The organism is Leucobacter soli (assembly GCF_042659205.1).
In the GTDB taxonomy this organism is placed as follows: Bacteria; Actinomycetota; Actinomycetes; order Actinomycetales; family Microbacteriaceae; genus Leucobacter; species Leucobacter soli.
The window spans coordinates 1-4,294 of sequence record NZ_JBHSRW010000197.1 but is presented as its reverse complement, the minus strand read 5'-3'; the positions used below and the strand labels follow the sequence as shown (position 1 = coordinate 4,294).

The 4,294-nt window shown below is 70.9% G+C and carries 7 protein-coding genes; all 7 read left to right on the top strand.

All coding sequences use genetic code 11. The features are described from left to right. A partial coding sequence (locus ACFPZL_RS10590; RefSeq protein WP_382335361.1) for a hypothetical protein occupies window positions 1-915 on the top strand: 915 nt, incomplete at its 5' end. Window positions 916-1,022: 107 nt separating this feature from the next. Then, window positions 1,023-1,460 (top strand): YtxH domain-containing protein, encoded by a 438-nt coding sequence (locus ACFPZL_RS10585; RefSeq protein ID WP_236021960.1) that lies wholly within the window; start codon window positions 1,023-1,025, stop codon window positions 1,458-1,460. Next, window positions 1,457-1,921 carry a phage holin family protein gene (locus tag ACFPZL_RS10580; RefSeq protein ID WP_218114552.1) on the top strand — a complete coding sequence of 155 codons (465 nt, stop codon included), beginning with the start codon at window positions 1,457-1,459 and terminating at the stop codon, window positions 1,919-1,921. Before ACFPZL_RS10585 ends, ACFPZL_RS10580 begins: the two co-directional genes overlap by 4 nt. Further along, window positions 1,918-2,178: a DUF3618 domain-containing protein gene (locus ACFPZL_RS10575; RefSeq protein ID WP_218114553.1), complete on the top strand. Its 261-nt coding sequence runs from the start codon at window positions 1,918-1,920 to the stop codon at window positions 2,176-2,178. The genes ACFPZL_RS10580 and ACFPZL_RS10575 overlap by 4 nt, the downstream gene beginning before the upstream one ends. A 195-nt stretch (window positions 2,179-2,373) precedes the next feature. Next, window positions 2,374-3,159 carry a uroporphyrinogen-III synthase gene (locus ACFPZL_RS10570; RefSeq protein WP_218114554.1) on the top strand — a complete coding sequence of 262 codons (786 nt, stop codon included), beginning with the start codon at window positions 2,374-2,376 and terminating at the stop codon, window positions 3,157-3,159. A gap of 103 nt (window positions 3,160-3,262) precedes the next feature. Continuing rightward, a complete protein-coding gene (locus tag ACFPZL_RS10565; protein WP_218114555.1) occupies window positions 3,263-3,682 on the top strand; it encodes a hypothetical protein in 420 nt (139 codons plus the stop codon). A 71-nt stretch (window positions 3,683-3,753) separates the two neighbouring features. Then, the coding region (locus ACFPZL_RS10560; RefSeq protein WP_382335357.1) for an FAD-dependent oxidoreductase at window positions 3,754-4,294 on the top strand (541 nt) is incomplete at its 3' end.

Genomic DNA, 4,294 nt, shown 5'->3' with positions numbered 1-4,294 from the left:
CTCGAGCGGCTGAGCGAGCCGGTGCTCCGCGCGGGCTTCGGCGTGCCGTCGGCCGAGGTCGAGGCCGCCATCGCGGCGCCGGGGCTCAACGAGGCGCTTTCACGAGCCGGATCGCTGACGGCCGCCGCACTCGCATACTCTGATCGGAATGTTGCACGTGAAACCACGGTCCGACCGGGGGGCGGATGGCCGGGGTTCGTCGAGGCCCTGCTCCGGCGCCTGGTCGCGTACGGCGTCGATCTCATCGATGCCGAGGTGACGGAGGCTTCGCGGACCGAGTCCGGAGGATGGACGGCCGCGCTCGCCGACGGTCGCGCCCTCGGGAGTGCGGCGCTGATCCTGGATGCCGGCTCGACGCCTGCGCGTCCCGGCACCGATCCTGGAGCCGGTGCCGAGACGACGTCCGGCGCCGGTCTCGCGACGCCTCTCCCGGAGCGCACGCGCCTGCATGCCGAGATCGACATACAAGAAGTGCCGGGCCTCGAGGAGCTGGACGCGGCGGGATCCGCGGTACGCACGGTCGGCCGATTCTCGCTCGTCATACACCCGGCCGATGCGGAGGGATCGCTTCTCCCGCGCGCCGAGCTGCGCGGGCTCGCGGAGGCCGGAGGGCGCCCGTCGGCGGCGGTCGATCCCGCTGCTCCGCTCGTCGACGAGCTGAGCGCGGCGCTGGCCGAGGCCGGCGTGGATCCTGCGGAGGATGCGGGCTGGCGGATCCGAGTCGCGGCCGCGCCGTTCGCGACGACGGCGGAGCGGGATCGTTCTCGAGCCGCGCTGTCGGAGCGTCGCGCGCACCTCCCGGAACTGCTCGTGGTCGGCCGCGCACTGCACGGCGACGATATCTCGGCGGCCGTGTCGGATGCGCAGCAGGAGGCGATCGTCCTGCGGCGGCGACTGCTCGGCATCGCCGATTGACGCGCGGTCCATCCTGTGTATTTCATTTCTGGAATATGATCGACCCCGATTCGGCGCTAGGCTGGTTCCGTGACCGCGGCCGCTGACGTCGCGGGGCTGGAGGAACCATGAAGGGCAAGATCGCGTTCGTCCTGGGCGCAGCGGTCGGATACGTGCTGGGAAGCCGTGCCGGGCGCGAGCGCTACGAGCAGATCAAGCGCGGCGCGCAGCAGGTCTGGCAGACCGAGCCCGTGCAGCGCGGCGTCTCAGCGGTGAAGGAAGCCGTCGACGAGCGCGCCGATGTGTTCAAGGTGTTCATCGCCCGAGCCGGAGCCGACCTGCTCAGCGGGTTCGCGCAGCCGAAGACTCGGACTTCGGGCGCCGAGGGCGAGGCTCGGGCGGGTGAAGAGTCGAGCGCAGACGACGACGCGTCGAAGCCGACTGCTCCGAAGTCGACCGGGTCGAAGTCGAGCGCCTCGAAGTCGACCGCTTCGAAATCGAGCACGGCGAAGTCGAAGACGGCGAAGCGTCCGGCTCAGAAGCGCAGTTCCGAGGCCGGGTCATGACGCGGGGCGCGGGGCCCGGCACGTTCGAGCTGCTGGCGCGGCTGCCGGCGCAGATCCTCGCGCTCGTGCGGGCCGAGTACGAGAATGCCAAGCGCGAGATCACCGCGAAGGTGAAGCGCGCCGGCATCGGGCTGCTCGCGATCATCGTCGCGCTCTTCTTCCTCTTCTTCGCGATCTCGGCGTTCGTGGCCGCGGCGATCGCCGGACTCGCGGTCGTGTGGCCGGTCTGGCTCTCTGCGCTCGTCGTGGGCTTCGGCCTCATCCTCCTCGCCGCAGCGGCCATCCTGGCCGGTGTCGCACTGATCAAGCGCGGCGTGCCGGTTCCCGAGCAGACGATCGACCGCATCGAGGAGGATCTCAACGCCTTCGCCGACGTGCGATTCAACCAGTCGGCGCACGCGCCGCGCGAATCCCCGAGCGGCCGTATGCCGCAGGCGGGGGAGAAGGGGAACTGGCGATGAGCGGTACGCGGATCGACGGCGGCGTGGCGGATGCGCAGCGCGCCCGCGCGGAACTCTACGACACGCTGAGCCAGCTGCGCGGACGTCTCGACTACGCGCAGCGGATCGATGACACGGTGGAGCGCACGAAGCACCGAATCGCGGCGGAGCGCGAGGAGAACCCGGTCGGCTTCGCCGTCGGGGTCGTCGCGGCGGCTGCCGTGGTGGGCGTCGTGGCGTGGGGTGCGGCTCGGCTGATCGCGCGGGCCTTCCGCTGACTCGGCTCAGGTCACGTTTCGATTGCGTTCGCCGGTCCTGGCGCCCGTTCGAGGCTCCGGGTTTTGCTTTGTCGGTCAGACGGGGTAAGAATAGGGACTCGTAAGCGGAAACGCTTCCGAAGGCCAGACCTGAGTCACGGGTGACCCGAGTCCAAGGTGTGGCCTTCGCCGTGTCCACCGAGGTAAGTGGGGTCCATGACGGCTGATGCGAAGCCTCTCAGCGGCCTGCGCGTGCTCGTCCCGCGCGGCGGCACCTGGGGGGATCTCGTCGCCACCGCGCTGCGGGAGCAGGGTGCGAACACGGTCATCGCGCCGCTGGTGGACTTCGCGCACACCAGCGAGGAGGACCGTCTCGTCGAGGCGCTGAAGCGGCTCGAAGCCGGCTACTACGACTGGATCACAGCGACCAGTGCGACCGTGGCCGATGTGCTCGCCCACCACAACGCCGTGATCCCGCCGGACACGAAGCTCGCCGCGGTCGGCGAGGCGACGATCCAGGCCTTCGCGAGTGCCGGGTACCAGGTCAGCCGCACACCCACCGAGGAGAACCACACCACGGCGGGCCTGCTCGAGGTGTGGCCCGAGATCGACGAGGGCAAGGTGCTCCGAGTGCTGACCCTGCGGAGCGACGTCGCCCGCCCGGTGCTCACCTCGGGCCTGATCGATCGCGGCCATGATGTCACCCAGGTCGTCGCATTCCGCACCATCGGGGTGCCCGTCTCGGCGCACACCCGCGAGGACGTGGAATCGGGCAGGATCAACGCGCTCCTGGTGGCGTCGCCGCGCATCGGACGCGAGGTGGCCACGCAGTTCCCGCACCTGCCCGCCGACACCATCGTCGCGTGCGTCGGACCGCACACCCATGAGGAGGCGGTCGCGGCCGGCCTCCGGCATCATCCGGACCACGGCAACAGCGTCGCCAAGCGCGCCCTCATCCGCACCGTCGAGTCGGCGATCGACCAGAGCGACATGCTCGACTAGTGCCCTGCGGTCGGCGCCCGGATTCCGCTCCGCCGGGTAACGATTCGATGCCGTACAGGCGCGTATGCCGCACTCCGCGCCGTCGAGGGGCAGACTAGAGGGCATGGCGCGTGTCGAGGTGTATCCGGATCGAGTGGTGATCCGGCTGACCGCTTCCGAGAAGGCGATCGCGATGCGTCGTCGGGACATCGTCCTCGATCGCGACGCGATCGTCTCAGCAGTGATCACCGAGGATCCCTGGGTGTGGTTGCGCGGTGTGCGCTCCCCCGGCGCCCATCTGCCCGGGCGGTTGGCGCTCGGTACCTGGCGCGCGCTCTCCGGCCGCGACTTCGTCGTCGCGCGCAGCGGCCGCCCCGCAGTGGTGATCGACCTGGATGTGCCCGAGGGCGCCGAGGAGGATCGCGGCTGGGTCGGTGAATTCGACCCCTTCGCCCGTGTGATCATCTCGACGGCGCACGCCGGGGATCTGGTCGCGGCCCTGCGGCTCGACGGCAAGGACACGGTGTTCGACACCGCCGACTGAGGCGGGTACCGTCGGAGCCGTAACGGCACGGAAGCGCCACGCGGCCCGAGCCCGAAGGAGTGCGATCGGACATGTCGGTATCGAGCGGTTCGGCGCGTCCTTCGACCGGCGCGCGGGCGCAGCTGCCCGACGTGGTGGTCGTGGGCGCGGGGCTGATCGGACTCTGCACGGCCTTCGAGCTGGTGCGCGCCGGCATGGGCGTGACGATCGTCGACCGCAGCGCCGCCGGCTCCGGCGCCTCCCGCGGCAACGCCGGTGAGATCACGCCGCTCGGGGTTCTGCCGCTCGCCGGGCCCGGAATGATCGGCGAGATGCTGCGCGGAGTCGTCTCCCGGCGCGGGCCGCTCTCGATCGACCCCCGATCCATCCCCGCACTCGTGCCCTTCGGCGCGGGCTTCCTCCGCGCCTGCCTGCGCTCCGGCGTCGTACGCGGAACCGATGCGCTGACTCAGCTCGCGCACGGCGTCCTCTCGTCCTACGACGAGCTCGAGGCGGCGGGCGTCGAGCTCGAGGGCGGTGGCCGCGGGTTCCTCTTCACGGACGCCGATCCTCGTCGCCTGGTCGCGGCCCGCGAGCAGGCGGCCCGCCGCGCGGAACTGCTGGGGCTCGAGG